Annotated in this window: 15 protein-coding genes and 2 pseudogenes; 4 read left to right on the top strand and 13 right to left on the bottom strand. The window is 45.5% G+C overall.

Features of this window, described 5'->3' with window-relative positions; all coding sequences use genetic code 11:
• Positions 1 to 31: 31 nt before the first annotated feature.
• The 4 genes and pseudogenes from ACZ42W_RS06285 to ACZ42W_RS06270 all read right to left on the bottom strand — a co-directional run.
• On the bottom strand, positions 32 to 841 hold the full coding sequence (locus ACZ42W_RS06285) for a LuxR C-terminal-related transcriptional regulator (protein WP_464169256.1): 810 nt from the start codon (positions 839 to 841) through the stop codon (positions 32 to 34).
• A 776-nt stretch (positions 842 to 1,617) separates the two neighbouring features.
• Positions 1,618 to 2,124 carry a hypothetical protein gene (locus ACZ42W_RS06280; protein WP_464169254.1) on the bottom strand — a complete coding sequence of 169 codons (507 nt, stop codon included), beginning with the start codon at positions 2,122 to 2,124 and terminating at the stop codon, positions 1,618 to 1,620.
• A gap of 252 nt (positions 2,125 to 2,376) precedes the next feature.
• Entirely contained in the window at positions 2,377 to 2,724 is a 348-nt protein-coding gene (locus ACZ42W_RS06275) for an FKBP-type peptidyl-prolyl cis-trans isomerase (protein ID WP_464169252.1), read from the bottom strand.
• Between the two features lie 368 nt (positions 2,725 to 3,092).
• Positions 3,093 to 3,205 (bottom strand): annotated as a pseudogene (locus tag ACZ42W_RS06270) (transposase); the annotation flags it as partial.
• A gap of 116 nt (positions 3,206 to 3,321) precedes the next feature.
• Here ACZ42W_RS06270 and ACZ42W_RS06265 point away from each other — a divergent pair.
• Positions 3,322 to 3,492, top strand: coding sequence for a hypothetical protein (locus ACZ42W_RS06265; protein ID WP_464169251.1), 171 nt, complete (start codon positions 3,322 to 3,324; stop codon positions 3,490 to 3,492).
• A 410-nt stretch (positions 3,493 to 3,902) separates the two neighbouring features.
• On the opposite strand, the gene ACZ42W_RS06260 is transcribed toward ACZ42W_RS06265, so the two are convergent.
• The 3 genes from ACZ42W_RS06260 to ACZ42W_RS06250 are packed head-to-tail and all read right to left on the bottom strand — an operon-like array spanning position 3,903 to position 7,112.
• Positions 3,903 to 4,343, bottom strand: coding sequence for an FKBP-type peptidyl-prolyl cis-trans isomerase (locus ACZ42W_RS06260; RefSeq protein ID WP_464169249.1), 441 nt, complete (start codon positions 4,341 to 4,343; stop codon positions 3,903 to 3,905).
• Positions 4,344 to 4,362: 19 nt separating this feature from the next.
• Positions 4,363 to 4,707 (bottom strand): oxidoreductase, encoded by a 345-nt coding sequence (locus ACZ42W_RS06255; RefSeq protein WP_464169248.1) that lies wholly within the window; start codon positions 4,705 to 4,707, stop codon positions 4,363 to 4,365.
• Positions 4,708 to 4,709: 2 nt separating this feature from the next.
• Positions 4,710 to 7,112 (bottom strand): molybdopterin-dependent oxidoreductase, encoded by a 2,403-nt coding sequence (locus tag ACZ42W_RS06250; RefSeq protein WP_464169246.1) that lies wholly within the window; start codon positions 7,110 to 7,112, stop codon positions 4,710 to 4,712.
• An 820-nt stretch (positions 7,113 to 7,932) separates the two neighbouring features.
• On the opposite strand from ACZ42W_RS06250, the gene ACZ42W_RS06245 reads away from it, so the two are divergent.
• Positions 7,933 to 9,624, top strand: a complete 1,692-nt coding sequence (locus tag ACZ42W_RS06245) for a sigma-54 interaction domain-containing protein (protein ID WP_464169245.1) — start codon at positions 7,933 to 7,935, stop codon at positions 9,622 to 9,624.
• 593 nt (positions 9,625 to 10,217) lie between these two features.
• On the opposite strand, the gene ACZ42W_RS06240 is transcribed toward ACZ42W_RS06245, so the two are convergent.
• The 3 genes from ACZ42W_RS06240 to ACZ42W_RS06230 form a co-directional block, all read right to left on the bottom strand.
• Positions 10,218 to 10,718, bottom strand: coding sequence for a VOC family protein (locus ACZ42W_RS06240; RefSeq protein ID WP_464169244.1), 501 nt, complete (start codon positions 10,716 to 10,718; stop codon positions 10,218 to 10,220).
• Between the two features lie 412 nt (positions 10,719 to 11,130).
• Complete coding sequence (locus ACZ42W_RS06235; RefSeq protein ID WP_464169242.1) at positions 11,131 to 11,940, bottom strand: LuxR C-terminal-related transcriptional regulator; 810 nt, start codon at positions 11,938 to 11,940, stop codon at positions 11,131 to 11,133.
• Between the two features lie 275 nt (positions 11,941 to 12,215).
• Entirely contained in the window at positions 12,216 to 12,509 is a 294-nt protein-coding gene (locus ACZ42W_RS06230) for a hypothetical protein (protein ID WP_464169240.1), read from the bottom strand.
• 81 nt (positions 12,510 to 12,590) lie between these two features.
• Between ACZ42W_RS06230 and ACZ42W_RS06225 the strand changes: the two are divergent.
• A pseudogene (locus ACZ42W_RS06225) lies at positions 12,591 to 12,721 on the top strand (IS3 family transposase); the annotation flags it as partial.
• Between the two features lie 527 nt (positions 12,722 to 13,248).
• Here the strand turns inward: ACZ42W_RS06225 and ACZ42W_RS06220 are convergent.
• The 3 genes from ACZ42W_RS06220 to ACZ42W_RS06210 all read right to left on the bottom strand — a co-directional run bounded on the left by ACZ42W_RS06220 (position 13,249) and on the right by ACZ42W_RS06210 (position 16,388).
• Entirely contained in the window at positions 13,249 to 14,799 is a 1,551-nt protein-coding gene (locus tag ACZ42W_RS06220; protein ID WP_464169238.1) for an AbgT family transporter, read from the bottom strand.
• 561 nt (positions 14,800 to 15,360) lie between these two features.
• Entirely contained in the window at positions 15,361 to 15,795 is a 435-nt protein-coding gene (locus ACZ42W_RS06215) for a DUF3830 family protein (protein ID WP_464169236.1), read from the bottom strand.
• A gap of 353 nt (positions 15,796 to 16,148) precedes the next feature.
• Positions 16,149 to 16,388, bottom strand: a complete 240-nt coding sequence (locus tag ACZ42W_RS06210; protein ID WP_464169234.1) for a hypothetical protein — start codon at positions 16,386 to 16,388, stop codon at positions 16,149 to 16,151.
• Positions 16,389 to 16,547: 159 nt separating this feature from the next.
• On the opposite strand from ACZ42W_RS06210, the gene ACZ42W_RS06205 reads away from it, so the two are divergent.
• Complete coding sequence (locus ACZ42W_RS06205) at positions 16,548 to 18,533, top strand: sigma 54-interacting transcriptional regulator (protein WP_464169232.1); 1,986 nt, start codon at positions 16,548 to 16,550, stop codon at positions 18,531 to 18,533.
• Positions 18,534 to 18,711: the final 178 nt, after the last annotated feature.

Genomic DNA, 18,711 nt, shown 5'->3' with positions numbered 1-18,711 from the left:
ACATCATTCGGTTAACCAGCGTTGTTGATAGCTACTGTTGGCGAATCATCATATGGCGGGTCGCTAGCACTGCTGCCTGAACCCGATTCGTAACCTGCAATTTGCCGGTGACTTGGCTGATGATCTTCTTAATGGTGGGCTCACTCAGATAAAGCTGATGACTGATCTCCGTATTGGAAAGTCCTTCGACGAGCAAGGCAAGCACCTCTCGCTCGCGCTTAGTGAGGGCATTAAAAAAACCGTCGTCAATTGCCGACGCATCGGCCGGCTTGAGAAGCTCTTCTTTGAGGCGAGTGCCAACCGAGCCTGATAGTACAACTTCGCCGGCTGCAACGCCCCAAAGAATTCCACGGAGCCGGTCGGCGGAGAGGTCCTCGCGAACACCGTACCCCGTGGCGCCGGCACGCAAGGCTTCTAGGACGTCAGCGGCTTTGCTGCGAGAGGCGATGACGATAACATGCGTCTCAAATCCGTTCGCAGTAATGGCGCGGATTGTCTCGCTACATTTAACACCCTGCATTCGCACACCCATCAGGATGACCGCAGGGTAATACTCAATGGTGAACTTCAGTACCTCGTCGTTGTTAGAGACCTTGGCAATCAACTGGAACTCGGCCCACTGGTCGATTAGGGCAGCGATACCTTCTGAGAACAGTTTGTCCTCGTGCGCAATCATCACGCTGATTGGCGTAGGCACGACCCGGTGTCGCAAATCCATAAGAACAGGCGACTTGAGGTCAAGAGGCCGCGAATCGGCGGCAGCGCGCTGTGTTTGATTGTCGACATCCTTAACAATGCGTTGCGTCTGGTTCTTGGAAGAAACTTCTAGCCGAGTACTCATTTAAACTCCTCCATCGTCAAAAAAACACTTACTCTATAGTGTCAAACGGGGGTATATTGAGATGTTTTTTAAGGTTTGCAAGTCGTCTCTTTCGATAATTGTCCGTTATTCTGTGCAAGCCTCGCACGAGGCGAAAATAAGGCACCCCTTCCTTCAACCTTGTTACACATTTCACTTTCCATCTATTACCTATTATAAGGGTAAATACCGGATTGAGGAATAGCTAAATTATTAATGTTATTTAAATATTTATAAATAGCCAATAAATAATATTGTTGAGATATTGGAGAACTACGGAGACAAATTTGCGATTATGGGTGGCTTTAATTCCAACGGCGCCCCGGCTCAGCCGGAAGCCACGGACGAAGAGATATTTAACGAGGTGCACCGTGTCTTTGATGAATATGGCAAATACCCCGGATTTCATTCTTTGGTTTTGTTCTGCGGGACATCTCCACCGATCCCACAGCCAATCTGAAAGCAGTATGAAAGGTGTTTGGTGAAGCTGCCCGCTATAGACAGAGCATTGGCTTAAGATAGGGTGTTGGGAGATTCGGACCAAGGATCTGCTTCTCACTGCCATTTTTAGTGTTTTTGAATAAGAATTGTCTATTGTCAATATTCGCGCCCAGATAAAATCCTCTCTTTCGCAAATTTGATTTCAAAAGTAAGTAACAGCACCGCCTGCAGCATGATTTTGCCGCAGGCGGTGCTTGCTATACCAGGCTTTTGCTATTATTTCCGCTAACCTTTTGAATCAGTCCAATGGTTCTAAATCAAAGTTTTTCCTGGCTGCCCTCTTTAGTCACGCTGGCGTTTTCAGGGGCAGGTGCACCCGCGCATTTCATCACTAGTTTCATAACGAAGCCGCCAATAATCATAAGTGAGACAATGCCAACGCCGAAGAACGGTAGGAAAAGCGAATAAGAGTTCGGTAAAACGGCTGCCACAGGCGCGCCCATAAGGAAACTGCCGATAAATAATGTCAGGACTGGGCACATAAACACCAACATGATGAAAAGAAGCACTGCGAAACTAATGAGGTTGAACAAAAAGGTGTCAGGCTTAGCAACTTTGCCCGCCAAGGCGGCGCCTATTTTTCCGATGGGGATAATCATACTGACGACAAAGCCTACAACGAGGCCGGCGAGAGCTGTGGCAGGAAAGTTAGGCCAGTCAACCGCACCCTTTGTGAGCAGTCCGCCCAATGTGGCGAATCCCACGCCGAAAAGGATGGAAAAGAACAGATTAGTATAAATATTAATCTTTGTCTCCACCTTCATATCAGAATAACCTCTTTTCAAGCATATTTTATCCTAATCATTTTCCTTAAAAATTTCCATTAATAAATGGAAGCTACTTACTTTTCTTCATTTTCATTTTTTTCTTTTTTGTTTAAGGGCTCCTGACACTGTCTGCAAGTTTTGCTAATCTGCGGATTCATCATTCCGCATTTTGGGCATTTAATTGGTTTTCCAGCCGTTGGCGGTCGGAAACACATTACTATCACCTCCGTTTAATCGTGTAAATTACCATCAGTCTTTATAGTCGATGACATCAACGAGTTCAAACCAATATTCAAGGGTTTTCCCCGCCAAGGGGTGATTGAAGTCAAGGGTTTCGGTGTCTTTGGTCGCTTTGACCACACGCACAGGTATCTTCCGCCCCGTTGCAGGATTTGTCCAGGCAAAACAGCTTCCCTTTTCCAGCGCATAACCGTTTCCGATAAAAGACCGTGGATATTTTTGCACGCCGTCCGGATCATGCTCACCGTAGGCCTTATCCCAGGGAATCCTGACAATCCGCTGCTCACCGATTTCCATCTCGAAAAGGATTTCATCGATACCGACAGGAACCTGACCAAAGCCAATACATATCTCCAAAGGATCGTCTTCGGAGAAATCCTCGATGATTTCTTCACCCTAGGCGCCGCCGCGATAGCGTACCAGCACGCGTTTACCCAACCGTTGAGAAATGTCTCATAAATCTGCTTCCTCCTTCATGCAGGGCATAAGCGCCCACTTCAGTTCGGGGTATGGGACGCCGGTGATAAAAGGGCAAAGAAACCGTCCGGGTTCGACTCAAGGGGAGCCTTGCCCCACAGGACGATACATTCGGGAACCTTGTAAGCCGGATCTCGTAACGTTCGGGCAGGCAGGCAGCATAATCAAGGCATACCCGGATTGGGTGTAGCACCAGTAAGGGTTGGGAACACAGAGCTACCATAGCAACCCTTGTCGCGCCAGCGTTAGAAGGTGGCCTCGGCAATACCGAGCTTGCGGCATACGTCTGCAACGGGCACGCCAACCTCCGCCTGTTTCAAGGCGAAGGCTTCTGCTCTCCTGAATAGCGGGTCTTCTTCATGGTTATCAGTTGCTAGATCGTAGGTATATCGTACACGGTTTTCTCTCATTGAGAATGGACTACGATTTTGGGGAGCAGGTCAACGATGATGGCTTTATGTAAGGTGGGGGTAAGCGATGCCCGCAATTGAGACAGTGAGTCTCATCTTCTTTGGCTTTGGTGCTGCATTGGGGGCAGAAGCGACCACCGAGCAGTCCCTGGAGCCGGGTTACCTTACCGCACCTATTGCACATATTGCAGCCGTAACACATGGCCGAGAACCTCCCCCTTACATTCACTCTTTTTGATCTTTCTGCGGTAGCCACGCTTATGGAGATCGGTAAAAATGGAGTAATATCCTGTTTCATTTCCATCCTTTTCGGCCGGCTGCTTGTTATGTTTGGGGTTACAACAGGAATAGTCGTCGTGTTTGCGGCGGGCCTAGGTGGAACGGGAACGAATGATTACGCGTGACATCAATCCTCGTTCTCATGCTCATTGCTTCATTTAGTTGGTTTATAACTGGAAGGCATCCCACATGAGAGAGTACGGCGATCTCTGAAAAACGGAAACACAATTCTCCCCACTCGGGAATACGATTCGCTCAGAGAGGAAGACGACGGCATCCAACGAGAGCAAAAGGGCGCAGCAGGACTCATGTGTCGGCAGCTGCGCCCATTTCAAGCAGCTGTAGCATTGAAGTTAACCAATAAAGACGCTACCAATCAACGATATCCACCAACTCGAGCCAATAATCAAGGCTCTTTCCCGCTAGGGGATGGTTGTAATCCAGTTTGACGTAATCATCGGTCGCCTCCACCACCCTTACAGGGATGACCTTCTGTGAGAGGGGATTTTTCCACCCCAAGACAGATCCTACTTTAAGGGATGCCCCATCAGGAACCTCGGAGCGCATGCGAATCTGAATGCCGTGGGGGTCATGGTCACCATATGCTTTTTCAGGCGGGACGATCACGTTACCCGACTCACCAATATTCATTTCAAACAATGCCTCATCTATGCCCCTGGGTATCTCATTGTATCCAAGGCGAACCTTCTTTAACTCACCCTGTGAGTAATCCTCAATGGGATCCTCACCCAAAGCTCCTCCCTTATAGCGGAGTAATGCATATTTTCCGAATCGTGTAGCATCTCTCATCAACACCCGCCTCCTCTATTTAGCCTTGCTTTTGAGGAGTGAACAAAACCTGCTTTAACTTGCCGTCCATTCGTTTAGCAAGGTCTTCGACCGTTCCATAGCGCATAACGTTCGCAAGGCAATGGTGCACACAGATTGGCTCACGACCCTTACTGGTTCTATCAGCGCATAGGTCACACAGATCTGTCGGAATGGGCATTTTAATCCAGTTGAAGCGCTTGGGCTCAATTTCCCAAGGGCCTTCGTCGTGAACACGGATGCCCCACTTGCCAACCGGCAGATCGTGCTCCATCTTGCAGGAGACCTCGCAAGACTGGCATCCTGTGCAAAGCTCGTAGTCAATTAAAAGTCCATAGGTAGCCATAGTTACTTCACCCTTCCAAATTTCTTCTGGATCATCTGCATATCGACATCAAAGTTCTTGTCAGTAGGCTCAATGTTGCAGATGATGGACTTAAAGGGAGCGCCAAAACCGATTTTCCCGTTGTGGAAGCTTGGAATCAAGCTGTTGGGGTTGGAGCGCAGGGTAGCAAACAGAGACGGAGCGCTGGGTTCCTCCTCAGGGAACCACCAACCGTGCTGGGCGTGGATGGTCTGTTCATCTACCGCTACGGTGACCTTGGCCTTCTGGTAACATTCCCCAAACATGTTATAGATCCTGCACCATTGTCCATCGATGATATTCAGGCGCTTCGCTGTTTCAGGATTAATCTCGACCAGCGGATTGGGGTTGATCTCCCTGAGAACCGGAATCTGCCTCATTTCTGAATGGAAAAAGGGGTAGACACGAGCCCCTGTTGTAAAGACGAAGGGATACTTCTCCCTATACTCTTCTTTCATATACTCAGAGTTGCTAGAGGGGCTGTAATGCGGCTCTTCGTAGTACGGCAGCGGGTCATCGCCAAACTGCTGATAGGCACTGCACCACAACTCGATACGGCCGGAGGGAGTGTTAAAGCCCAGCTGGCCGTCAGCGCGCATATGACCCTTTTTGTACTTGAAGTACTCATGGTCGTACTGGTTGATGACGGTCGTCTTTAATTCGTCGAAATCCTCCTTGCCAAGCCATACACGGCTTAAGAAGTCCTCAGTGCTATGGATATTCATTTTCTCGAACTTCTCAGGGTTGAGACGTTTTCCCATGAGATACGCGAATTCGGCATCTCCAATGCAATCGCCGACCGTTATCGCCTTGTTCTCGAAACCGCGGTAAACGGGTGTAGCGCCATAGTTGACCGATACAACCGTAAGCTTCTCAGCAGTGGTTTGAAGAGGTAAGATCAGATCAGCCGTACACTGGACAGAGGGGGTGATAAAGCAGTCTAAGGCGAAGCAGAAATCCAGCGCCTTGGCGCTTGCCTTGATCCAACGATCAGGCTCAGCTGTGGGACATGCGGCAAAGTTAGAGTTCTGGAGCATGGCAAATCGAACCGGATAAGGCTTATCTGTCTCCAAAGCCAACAACGTCAAGTCCGCATGACTGTTATTGCAGAAACCGCAGTATCCAGGGTATTCCTGCATACCGATCATCTTCATATGCAGTTCGTCGTCGTCGACTCGCGCCAGTGCCATCATCTCGGCGTCTTCGTTCTCACCGCCGGTGACAGTTGTACCGGCACCGGCTACCAACTGACCGCCAGGGCGGTCGATATTGCCGGTGATTGCAGTCAGCGCGATAACGACATGCCCATTTTGCAGACCGTTTGTCTTCTGATCGATGGCAAGACCCCAGGCAATGGTGGCCTGTGCTGCATTGGCGTATAGACGCGCTGCTCCCTTGATATCCTCAGCATCGATTCCGCAGATCTCTGCTGCCTTCTCTGCCGGCATGGTGGCGCAACGTTCCGCAAACTCGTCGAATCCGTAGCAGTAGTTCTCAACGAACTCATGATCGTACAGGTCTTCCTTGATGATAGTGTCGAGCATCGCCATACCTAAGGCGGTATCGGTTCCGGCACGAAGCCTCAGGTGATAGGCGGCCTTAGTGGAAAGCCAGGTGACACGCGGGTCAACGCAGATGACCTTAGAACCACGCTTCATCAGGTCTATCACAGCATGGCCAAACAAGCCATCAGGGTTGGAGGGCAGGGGATCTTTACCCCATAGAACGATGACCTCTGGGATCGCATACTCGGGATCATCATAGCGTCCTTCGAGCGTACCTGCGTAATCCATCTCGGTATAAGCGATGCCGGAAACATAAACACTTGCAGCCATCCGCGGCAGATAGCAGGCATAACCAGATTGCGTGTAACAGTAGTTCGGCGTGTTGAACGTCATAGCAGCGAGATTCGAGCCAGACGTCACGCCTCCGTCACGCCCGGTGCCGGTGTAAATTAAGACGCTCTCATGTCCGTACTGCTTGACGGTCTTCCAATAGTTCTCCTCGATCATATCGAGGGCCTCATCCATGGTGATCTCAACCCATTTGTCTGCCTGACCGCGATACTGGCGCTCACGTTTCATGGGGTGAATGATACGGGATGGATTGTATACATAGTCTTTGAGCGCGATACAGCGCATGCACAGACGTCCCTGAGTGACAGGCTGGTTCTCGTCGCCTTCTACCTTGACAAGCTTCCCCTCATCGTCAACGTAGAGCTTTACGCCACACCCGACCGGATGACAGCCTGGAGGAGACCAGACACAGCTACGGGTAACGTGCAGGCCAGTTTCAGGATCGTCGAACTTCCATGGTTTTCCCATATCGTTCACGTCGGATAAAGTATCCAACTTAATTGAAGGTGCAGCTTTCGTCTTTACACCCATTAAACTCACCTCTTCTTTCTTGTTCGTCTTTTAAAGTCCCTGATTTAAATGTCGACATAAGGGATGCCTACATGGTGCGCTTTTGCCGAGGTCGTTGACATCGCCCAGTGAGTCGAGTTTGACCGCTTTGGCAGTTTACAATATCTCCATACGAATTCCTCCATTCTTTCCAATCCGTTAAATACATCGAACTCCGTCTTCTCCTTCTTTTCAGGTAACGATCAGATTTTACCCATTGTTTTCACTCTCACCAAGCCGGTCCCTTACCGCCTCCCCGGCGCTTGCGGCTTGTGACAGGGAAAAATTTGAAACACCCGCCTGTTTGACCAGCGGTTTACCGCAGGTGAAACAGGCTGTATCGGCCGGCGAATTCACCCCGCCGCAGAACAGGCAGATCCCTGCAATCTTGGGTGAGTCGTAGAGGACTTCGTTTCCCCTGCGCCCACAACGTCCGCAACGAGTGCAAACAAATTCACACATGTAGTAATATCGCTTTCACTTATTAATCTTGACATTAGGCTTCGTTTGAGCAATCAATTCCAGCCCCGAGCGCGGCGGGCGGTGATCTGGTGATTTCATTTTTCATCGTTTCGCCCTCCTTTCCTAAAGTATTACGCTATCAACAAATAGGTATTGCATTTTTCATGCCAAGGGGAAAAGCCAGCCCTTTGCTGTTTTCGTGCCATTACCCGTATTCGCAGAATAGAAATATTCCTATATAGAAAATAAGGCGGCCAGCCAAAAAAAGAATTGAGGAAAATAATAATTACAATGGACAAATTTTTAAAAATATTCCATAATATTACTAGAGGTGATAACATTGAGGAGCTTAGAAAATGGTATCATTTTTGACGCAGAATTAAATGCTGCCGCTTTGAAGCGGATTCATGTCTGCAAGAAGCGTTTCCTCTCAGGTCAGGAGGATCCTTTCGCCAATAAATATATATTGCCGGAAGTCGCCGAATCATGGGTACGTTCCCAGCAATTTACTGTGAATCCTTACACTGAGCCGCAGGAAATAAAATACTGCAATCCCCTGGAACTAGCGGTGAAAAACACGTCTTTGCTGAATGCAGCAGTTCCTATTCTGAAAAAACTTTTACCCTTATTATCCAGCTCCAGTTATGTGTTGTCTTTGACCGATGAGGCAGGCGCTTTTATCTATATATCCTGTGGGCAAAATGATATCCGCTATTCCAATCCCATCTACGCCCGGGAAGAGACCATAGGCACCAATGCAATTTCCCTATGCATCCTGCACACAAAACCTGTACAGCTGGTTGGGCCGAGCAACTTTTTGTTTACCTTTGAAACGCATATTTCTTCGGCTGCGCCGATCCTGAACTCGGATGAACAAATTATCGGTACTATCGCCGTCATCGAGCTTCAGGGAGAAATTCAGATGCAGCATTTGCGCTTCCATACCCTTGGTTGGGTGATATCCACGGCGGAAGCAATTTCCCGACAACTGGATCTGAACGCCAAAGACGAACAACTCCAGGCCACTTACCATTTGCGCCAGACGAGCAGGGTAGATCATAACGGGAGCGGAGTACAGGCAGTCTATACCTTTAGCGATATCTGCGGCACCAGCGTCGAAGTGCGTAATGCCGTACATTTGGCCCAAAGTTTCGCCAAGACAAGCGCTGGCGTTTTGCTCATCGGGGAAAGCGGTACGGGAAAGGAATTATTCGCCCAGGCCATCCATAACCTGCACCGCCCGACAGGCCCTTTTATCGCCATCAATTGCGCCGCCCTGCCCCGCACGCTGATTGAAAGCGAGCTGTTCGGCTATGAGGGAGGCGCGTTTACTGGCGCCGAGAAAAAAGGACGGCCCGGAAAATTTGAACTGGCTGACGGTGGAACGCTCTTTCTTGATGAAATAGGCGACATGCCCATGGAGGTACAGCCGGTACTGCTAAGGGCGCTGGAGGAGAAAAAAATAATGCGCATTGGCGGCGTAAAGCATATCCCCGTCGATGTCCGCATTATCGCCGCGACCAACAAGGATCTGCTGCAGGCCGTCTCGGCAGGCCAGTTCCGAAATGATCTTTATTATCGTCTGGCCGTGTTCCTGATCGATATTCCCCCGCTGCGCAGCCGCCAAGCCGATATCCTCGTTTTGGCCGAACACTTAATGGCGAAGATCTGCGGCCCGGGTAAACAGGTTCCCGTATTCAGTGACGAAGCCCGGCGCATCCTGCAAAGTTGTCCTTGGCCCGGTAATGTCCGCCAATTGGAAAACGCCATGGTTTACGCCGCCAATCTCTGTAAGGGCGGCGTAATAGAAGCCTGCGATCTGCCGCAGGAAATATGCCGAAAGGGTCTTGTGCATAGCGCGAAGCATCTGAGTACTCTGGCCGAATTGGAGAAAAACGCAATCGAAGAAACCTTGAGTTATACCGGCAAGAATACCGACAAAGCAGCCAAAATACTTGGTGTTGCGCGGTCGACGCTGTACCGCAAAATGAAGGAATATGACATTGCGCTTATGGAATCATTTCAAAAGTGAAAAATCTAGAGAGATTTGCCAGTGAAAGGAACTAGCTAAAACCTTCCACTAGCCGGATTGGCAGCTTTTGAAAAAACGCTCATAACAATTCGAGGGGAATATTTAGGTGGACGTCGAAAAGCTCCTGAGATTGTTAATTTGAAGATAACACTCTCAGGAGCTTTTAATATCTAAAATATCTATAGTTAGTATTTGCGACGCTGAACTGCAATTCCCAGTTAATTCTTGTCAAATTTGGTGATTACCTCCCCTCAATTCCGAGAGTGTCTTTATGGTTGTTGCTTGTTTTCTATGTACTTATTCTATCAGCAATAATAGTTTTAAACCTTGACCAAGTCTTTGAAATAATTTCAACTTTCGAATATGGCTGCGCTTCCATAATGGCGGTTTCCGAATTGCCTGGAAAACAAATGAAGAAAATCGTGATATGAATAGATTAACTGGTGAAAAGACAAAATTTAGAACGAAATCCAGCTTGCGTAATGAAACTTTAATTCCTAATTTACCCACAAGCTAATTGCTATAGTATTTTTTGTACTTTTTCTCGCTTCCGTTCGACATGGATCATTTCCGTTTCTTTCCTGCTTTCAACATTACAGTAAATTGAATCGTTCTCTCAATTCTATAATCACCGGCAGGGCCGGGGCCATCTTCGCGGGGCGGCGCATTGTCCTCGTCTTGCTGCAGACGTTCAGAGGGCCGTACCTGTTCGCTATGCTGACGGTATTTGCCGTTCGTTGACTTCGGGCCATCCTCCGCAGGCGGCGCAGCGCCCGGCGGGTCGGGACTTGGCGGGTCTTTCGGGATGGAAAACCGCTTTTTTGACTTCGAGCCAACTTGTCCACTCTGAAGGCGATACCGGTGATACCTTCGCCTTTGCGTTCCAAGAGCTGGGTCGCACCAATCGCGTCGTCGCAGCGCGTCGGTGACACCAGCTCAAGTCCCCCGCGTCGGGGCAACGCAACGGCAAGACCCGGCCCGGGGTCGTCAAGCGGCCCGTAGAACTCGCAGCCCAGCATCTCTTTCATGTCTTTCGTGGCTTGATTGATATCTCGCACCACCACCGCGACTCGATCCAATTTAGCTACAAACATTTACACCACTCCTTTTCAAACTTAACCGCCAGCTACGGCCGACCAGCAGCAGGTTCATATTCGATTCAATATTACAGACGAAGGCACGGGCGGATAGCGTCTTTGGGATATATTGGAATGCCCTTTGGGATATTCTTTGGGATGTTTTTTTAGTTGATTTTAGGTAACCTAGTGTTTACCCACATTAGTCTGCGATAAAAAAACCGCGTTTCTACGCGGCTTCACACACTCTAATAATATTTTTCACTTTTTCAACGAGCGCTTGTTTCATCCTAGGCAAAGATATCATAAAGGGTATACGAAAGTGCGTGCTTGGACGCCTTCCGCAAAAGTTTATACCTATATATACTTCAATGCCGCGCTGGCTACCAGAAGCACAATACATCATTCGGTTAACCAGCGTTGTTGATAGCTACTGTTGGCGAATCATCATATGGCGGGTCGCTAGCACTGCTGCCTGAACCCGATTCGTGACCTGCAATTTGCCGGTGACTTGGCTGATGATCTTCTTAATGGTGGGCTCACTCAGATAAAGCTGATGACTGATCTCCGTATTGGAAAGTCCTTCGACGAGCAAGGCAAGCACCTCTCGCTCGCGCTTAGTGAGGGCATTAAAAAAACCGTCGTCAATTGCCGACGCATCGGCCGGCTTGAGAAGCTCTTCTTTGAGGCGAGTGCCAACCGAGCCTGATAGTACAACTTCGCCGGCTGCAACGCCCCAAAGAATTCCACGGAGCCGGTCGGCGGAGAGGTCCTCGCGAACACCGTACCCCGTGGCGCCGGCACGCAAGGCTTCTAGGACGTCAGCGGCTTCGCTGCGAGAGGCGATGACGATAACATGCGTCTCAAATCCGTTCGCAGTAATGGCGCGGATTGTCTCGCTACATTTAACACCCTGCATTCGCACACCCATCAGGATGACCGCAGGGTAATACTCAATGGTGAACTTCAGTACCTCGTCGTTGTTAGAGACCTTGGCAATCAACTGGAACTCGGCCCACTGGTCGATTAGGGCAGCGATACCTTCTGAGAACAGTTTGTCCTCGTGCGCAATCATCACGCTGATTGGCGTAGGCACGACCCGGTGTCGCAAATCCATAAGAACAGGCGACTTGAGGTCAATAGGCTGCGAATCGGCGGCAGCGCGCTGTGTTTGATTGTCGACATCCTTGACAATGCGTTGCGTCTGGTTCTTGGAAGAAACTTCCGGCCGAGTACTCACTTAAACGCCCTCCTTCATCAAAAACACACCTACTCTAAAGTGTCAAGCAACAGACCTCTCCCTCATCAAACAGATTTAAATTGAACCTATTCCTTTAAATTGTTTTGTTTTTTGCTCCTCCCTTCCTAAAATTTTGCTTTGGATTAACAAAATAGGGATCAGCTTTAATAAAATGTAACAAAGGAGCAAATTGGATATAACTTACAAAAACTCAGTTTGTCAAGTACCTGAATAAAATTTAAGTTTTTCCAATTATCATAATCATTAGCATAGAGCTAATGCTTGTTTTCACAAATTTCCGGAAATAGTTTTTTTGGCTTTTTCAGATTCTCATCTATCCAAATAAAAAGGTTCTTTAAAAAGTTCTTAAGTAATTGATTTTGACTTCTATCTTGCCTGTGATGCTCTTTTACATATTGCGTTATATATGGAGCCAAATCCTCATTATGCTTTTCTCGATTATTTGGCAACTCCAGATATACTTCTTTCGCAAGAAGCTCATTTCGAACATCATATCCTGCATAAAGAGTTAAATCTTTTAGGACATCATCTGGATAGGTTACACTCAAATGGACAGTTCTCTTAAGGTCTAGTAAACTTAAACCACCTAATGAAGACGATACCAAGAATGAACTCCATCGGGACTTCAAGTCAGCGATTTAACTTATGTTCGGGTCGCTGGCCGATGGAATTATATTCGCCTGCTCATCGATCTCATTATCGTGAAATAATAGGTCATAGTTGTGGGCTGGCTAAAGATGCCCAACTTGTCTGTCAAGCAATATTTTTAATGTGACGAGAAATGGTAGACTTATCACGCTAAAATAACTCTGCCATTTAATCAATAGAGAGCCAAACGGTATCGTTGTCAAAAGTAGTTTCTATTTTTGTCAAACCATCTTCGGTCTGATACATCACAATTTCAGAGTTCATAAACACACCTCGCACTTATTTTCTTTTAATTATACATGTTTCATTAAAATATTTCCATTATTATGCTAAAAAGAAACTAAGTTCAAGTGCCATTTATTGGCCTAGACTTAGCCTCTAATTTTAGATTTTTTCTTAAAATCTATTAGTCCGTTTTTTGCTCATTTTTTGCCCTTAGAACCACTATACGTCATCATTATTATACTCTCAACGCGTGTCTGAGCAAAGTAGTGATACTGAAGTGCGGAATTATCTTTGTGCGAAAAGGTTAGACCCCCTAAAAAGCAAGGGGGGCGTTTTAATGTTACAGTTAGGGCTCCCCATTCGTACGGCGTACATATGCTTACCCTTTACAATGCTAGGACTTATCCCCTTAACTTACTTAGGCAAGAAAATTCCCGTACCCGGTCCAAGGGGCAAACCAAGGAAGTAGAAGATGGCGAGCGCACCAATCCATACTGCAAAGAACGGAACGACGAATATTGCAAGACGGGACATCAGGGTACCAAGTTCAAGATCAGGTTCGTATTCTTTAGCCATGTTGAGGAGGACATACATCCAAATGGATAAAGGGGTAATTAGGGTTGTTGTCGAGTCCCCAATACGGAAAGCAGCCTGAATAACTGCCGGATGTAATCCCAGAAGCATCATACTCGGCACCATTACCGGACCCACTAACGACCAAAGGGATCCACCACCGGTAATAATCATATTAAGAATAGCAGAGACTAAAACAAGAAGTAGCAGAGCTCCAAAGCCTGTCAAGCCAGCAGATTCAGCGAGTTGTGCAAGGTTTACTGCAAATAGGGTTCCGAGATTCGTCCAAGTAAGCACTGCTAGTACCTGAGCGATAATAAAGATAATCACCGTCGCACTGGATATATTCTGCAACCCTTTTTTCATTAAGGAATTGACATTGGTATCCTTATTAAAGGTTTTTGCAACTCTGCCATAAACTACTCCGAGAATGATAAATGCAGCACCAATGATAAGAACCATATTAGTAAGAAGCGGGGATGGTACCAAGGTGCCACCTTTACCCCTTAGGATTCCCCAGGGAAGCAACCAGGCAGCTAAAGCTGCACCAACAAAGATAATGAATGCAATACCACTCCAAAGCAAACCACGACGTTGTTCAGGATTGAGGTCAAATCCTACCTCACCATTTTTATTCTCCGATTTCCCCATCGTAAATGCTGGTAGACGAGGTTCAAGTACATTTGCAATAATCCACCCTCCAACAATTGGAAATAGAATTCCAACGGTCGCCGTGTAGAAGATATTCATAGCAATGTGTACGATATATCCTCCATGAACTGGCACTAACTGAGCTACCCTTTCTGTAATGGCAACATAGGTAGCATCCAGAGTACCTAGGACCATTCCGCCTGCATACCCTCCTTGCAGGATTGCATAGGCCCCAATAAGTCCTGCGACTGGGTTTCTACCTGCTGCTTTGAAGGCGAATGCTCCGAGGGGTGCGATGACAAAGTAGGATGCATCTGAGAAAATATGGCCTTGAGCAGCAACGAAGGCTACCGCATAAGGGACAAGTTTAGCTGGAACCTTAGACATCAGTGCACGTACAGCAGTCTCCAATACACCACTGCCCTGGGCTACCGTGACTGTCATAACCATAAAGAATACGTTCCCTAATCCGGGGAAGTTAATAAAGTTCTTAATAACATTATCGAGCATATAAAGGAAGCCTTCTAAGGTAAGGATAGACTTAATATATAAGGTCTCCTTCGCCCCAGGCACTTGTACCGATGATCCTAATGAAGCAAAGATCGCCGAAACAATACATAAAACTACAAAAAAACCAATAAATAAGACAAATGGATGCGGAAATCGATTTCCGATTTTCTCGAGTGACGCTAAGAAACGCCCATAGCGACTATCACCGTAAGCTGATGATGTTCTACTCATAATGATATCCTCCTCTTTTTTCCGAATAAACTGCTATTCTTTGGTTCAATTCCTAGGACAATAATAAATTTAACTCGTAATTATTTCTTTGTCGTCCCCCTCTCATATATCTCATAAAAGGAACCGTTCTTCAGGTGGAGCTTGACTCCGTAGACTTTTGACAACTTGCAACATTTAATTGCAAAAAATATGCCAATACAAAGACTTTTCTAAAATTTTGTTTTAATCAAGCTACTAAAACTGTAAATACTCAATAACTTTGACTATCAACCTAAAGTTTTATTTGTTTGAAGTCTAAATCAGAAAGGCTTTACAATAAATTCTTAAACGATAAAGCTTATATGGTTATTTTTGGTTGATAATAGATTGAACTATTTAAAACCATTAGGAATGTAATTTTCATTTTCTTCAATTAACTTTACTTAATAGATATTGATGGACTGCTATTGGACTATGGTCAAAACCAATCCAAAACAATAAAAACAGGCAACACATGATCAGATAATGTGTTGCCTGTTGGGAATTCAATATGTTCTTATACAGAACTATTCAGTTGTAACGTTATCGATCATCCAACTTCTCAAATACTATTTCCTGACCCCCTTGTAGATGAACGATTCTACCAAATTCGGCCAAGTGCTCATTCCCTTCAATAATCGTCATGAAATGATTCCCAACCAGATTTCCATTAGGGCATGCAAAAACATTTCCGCCCCATGGAAGGAAGATTTCTCCTCCCATTTGTAAATTAGGAATATTTCCTGGATACATTAGAACTTCCCCTTTGGACGGACGACTCGTTGGGTTTTCAAAAGGTACTCCGTGACCAAGGTCTTGTAGACGAATGAAACTTGCCTGACCACTCCAGGATACGTGAATCATAGTTTCTTTATAGGGTAAAAGGTTAAGAAACCATTCACAGGTTTTAGGACATTGTTCTTCGTTCAATCTTCCGATGAAAGTGAATTTGCCAGAAGTAATTTTAATGCGTGTCATTGTTCAATCTCCTCCATAATTGTGTATTTAATATTTTAGTCTTAAATATTACTTATTGCAATTTGCATGCCAGCACTAAGACTTACTTTTCTTGCTTGAACCTTAAAACATAATCAAACCTACGCCATGCTTTTCAAGGAACTACGCGGAACTAGCCCACTTTACAGGTATATATTAAACCATGCATATTTTCGCTAAATGATTTTGGTTAATTATAAACCACCCATTAATAAACCATTTGCCCCCAAAGCTGAATTAAAAATCTTTTCAACTAGGGTAAAACGAAAAACCACCTCTGCTTCGAAAAGTCAGAGGTGGCGACCTTTGCTTTTTCTTCATATCCCGTACATCCATCATTTTATCAGGTGTGGACTTAAATGAGACGCTGTCACTGACAGCCGAAAATAGTGCTTTAGGCATAACGGAATATAGGGAACCTCATCTGCTAAGATTTCTTGAACTTGTTGATACTGTTTGTTGCGCTCTTCAAAATTCATGTTGTTACGGGCTTTGTTTAATAATTCATCAACTTTTGGATTGTTATAACCATACTGTGCTTTATTGCTGGCTGCAGTCGAGAGATATTCATCCATATCTTGTGAGCATCGAGTAAGGAATTACTCTTACCGTTTAACAATAGTTCTTTATTTTTACCATTGTCACGAATTTCGGCGAATTTGCTGCTTTCTCTAACTAACTAGCGTTTAAAGTTACTGATAAATCAGCTATAATGGGTTAGGGGGCGATAAAAAATGATGAGATTTGTACTTATCTCCGGTACTGAGTCAACGAGGTTAAAACTAGAAGAACAGCTAAACGAATTATTTTCGAGGGAAATTCATATAATCAGCTATTCGATTGAAACAGGGAGCATGCAAAAGATATTCAATTCGGTCGTGCTTGTAACTTCTTCAAGTATTCGCGATAAGGCCCTACCCTGTATTGACGAATCTTGTAAGATCATTGTAGCTCGCAGAACTTTGAATTTTTCTAAATTGGACAAACTGTACCCTCTACAAAAAGATAGTCGTATTCTTATGGTTAATGACACCTATGATACCGCAATAGAAGTTGCCGAAATTCTCCAGCGTGCAGGTTTCAGCAGCTTTAACTTTACCCCATATTATCCGAACTGTAGGCTTCAATCCTATGATTTTGACTATGTCATCACTCCGGGAGAAGAGTCGATGTGCCCCCCAGGCTTAGCACCTATCATTAACATTGGGACAAGAATATTGGATTTGACCACTATTGTCGAACTTCTCCAAGCACTTAGCTTATTTGATGACCGAGCACACCTTGTCTCCGCTAAATATCTAAATAAAATCATTTCCCAGGGTATGGAATTACATGATTATGCCCAAAACATTAAAAATATTAATGAATTTCTTTTTAAGGTCATAAACAGTGTGGATGATGGAATTTTTTCGTTCAAGAAAACTGGCTTCGTAACAACAACAAATACTAATGCCGAAAAGATATTGGGTATCAAAAACAATGAGGATCTCAGAACATCATCTCTAGTCACAAAAACCATGGTAGACTTTTTCTTTGATGATAAAATTAATGATTGTATGTTTAGTATCTCACAGACCGAATACCTTTTTGGAAAAATATACTTAGAGTCCTCTCAATCTTATGTTTGTACGATAAAGAATGCGCGTGAACGAATCAACCTGGAAAGTCGGTTGCGTAAAGAATTAAAAAAGCAAGGATATTACGGCAAATACTCTTTCGAAAATATCATACACAAATCTCCAGTCATAACCTCAACTATCGAAAAAGGGAAAAAATTAGCTCAAAGCGACTATAATATATTAATTCTTGGGGAAAGCGGCACTGGAAAGGAACTCTTCGCAAGCGCCCTTCATAACTACTCCCCAAGGCGAAACGGCCCCTTTCTCGCAGTTAATTTCTCCGCTTTACCCGAAGATTTGATTGAGAGCGAGCTTTTCGGCTATGAAGAGGGTGCCTTTACAGGTGCCAAAAAAGGTGGAAGAATTGGCTTATTTGAAATGGCAAACGGTGGGACTATCTTCCTCGATGAAATTGGGGATATTCCACCTAAAATTCAACTCCGTCTACTCAGAGTCCTACAGGAAAAAGAAATCCTGAAGGTCGGCGGAAATACGATCATCCCTGTCGATGTTCGCGTGGTCGCAGCGACTAATAAAAATCTACTTGAACAGGTTGAGAAATCTCTTTTCAGAGAAGATCTCTATTACCGTCTAAAAAAACTCTATCTGAATCTCCCTCCCCTGCGTGAACGAAAAGAGGATATCCTCGCTCTATTTCGACATTTTCTTCAAAACAAAAGCAATATAAAACTTAAAATTTCATCCGATGCCGAAAAGATCCTTCTTAATTACAATTGGCCCGGCAACGTTCGAGAATTGGAAAACACCGCAGAGTATATTTTAGCAATTTGCGATGAGGACGTTATCATGCCCTATCACCTTCCTGAGGATATCAGCCAAAGTCGCGTAGGTAACCTGCCCTTAGACGAAGTTGAACTTTTCCTAATGCAAGCTATCGATAAATACAACCAACGCAAGGAATCTATTGGAAGAAAGAAGCTGTCTGAACTCTCTTGCAACCAAGGCTTCAATCTATCCGAGCAGCAAATCCGCACACGGCTCGATAAGCTCTCGGTAAAAGGTTATATTCGCAAAAATCGAGGTAAATCAGGACTTGAGCTTACTTCGAAAGGACAAGAATTAGCTTCAGCTCTCTGTTAGCCACTAAAATAGCTTTCTTTATTGCTTTCCTACTATTTGGGCTGCCACTCTCTGTGCAGCCCATTTGTCTATTATAAAGAAAACCCGGCTTCGCCGAGCCTTTATAGTGCATAAAAGAAAGGCGAAGTCGTTGGTTGCACTAATGCTTGAAAAGTATATACGAAGCTTATACTTTCTG

The sequence above is a fragment of the Desulfitobacterium elongatum genome (assembly GCF_055378975.1).
The sequence above is the reverse complement of the archived record's forward strand: the minus strand, read 5'-3'. Positions and strand labels throughout refer to the sequence as shown.